A 1,041-nucleotide genomic window follows, 5' to 3' on the forward strand; every position below is an offset into this window, starting at 1 on the left:
TTTGGCATTTAGACTACCTGCTTGATTTACCCCAAAGCCCTTATTGGTACCAACCAAGCTAATGCTGCCAGCTGTCATTCCACCTAGGGACTTGATGTCAATGGCAGTCGTGGGTTTTGTTGTATTGGTAGTCGTTTGATTACTGGTGATGGGCGTAACTTGTCCTACATCACTGATCTGGTTGGTTCCGGTAACGGTGGTAATGGCATATTCTGCCTGTACTTGAGCGTTAATGTTGGCGGTCTTGCTGTACAGATTTACCAAGTCGGCGTTTTTGTTTGGTCCACCAAGACCAATATTATTAGTCGTTGTTTGAGTGGCCACATTCGCACTCTTTGGTGTTTGGATGACAATGGCACCCTTGTTGACAGTGTGGTGAATATGTCCTTGCTTGTTGATTGCTTGACCTGTCGATAAGGTTGCTTCATGCACATTAATAAAGCCAGCACCAGTAACTGTAATGCCTGATGGATTGGCAATCACCAAATTGGCTTTTTGTCCAGCAACTTCGATGGAGCCTGCCAATTGGCTTGCCTTGCTGCTACGAACCTCATTGACAATGGTGTGTGCCTCACCTTGCTTTAAAAAAGGATTGGCAGCTACTGCACCAACCAATTGGGTGCTTGCTCCTGTACGAGCATTATTTAGAACAATACCTTGATTGGGTACATCAAATTGTGTGTACTTATTATGAGATATTCCCTGAACTGGGGTTTGAATTTGAACAAGGGCAACGGTTTGCTGACGGTCGTTTTTGGCGGCAGCAATGATGGGTCTTTGAAAGACAGGTGCTTGACTGTCAGAAATAACATTGGCAAATGCAGAACCGCTACAGCCAAGCCAACAAGCGATGGTTAATGGCGCAAGCTTTGTCATCAAAGAGATGGAAAGCCAAGTTGGCTTTTTACCAAGACCACCACCCAAATTGCCTGATTTTCCCTGTGCTTTCGTTATTTCAGAAACAACAACCAATCTTCCTAGGTTCTTATTAAAAATAACACGGTAGCAAAAGCGATTCATGGTGGACTGTCCTTGTTGTTT

General features: G+C 44.4%; 1 protein-coding gene. It reads right to left on the bottom strand.

All coding sequences use genetic code 11. The features are described 5' to 3' along the window. On the bottom strand, nucleotides 1–1,020 hold a 1,020-nt coding region (locus HMPREF2573_RS04200), incomplete at its 3' end, for a two-partner secretion domain-containing protein (RefSeq protein ID WP_228141153.1). Nucleotides 1,021–1,041 lie beyond the last annotated feature (21 nt).

Source organism: Moraxella sp. HMSC061H09 (assembly GCF_001809255.1).
GTDB lineage: Bacteria > Pseudomonadota > Gammaproteobacteria > Pseudomonadales > Moraxellaceae > Moraxella > Moraxella catarrhalis.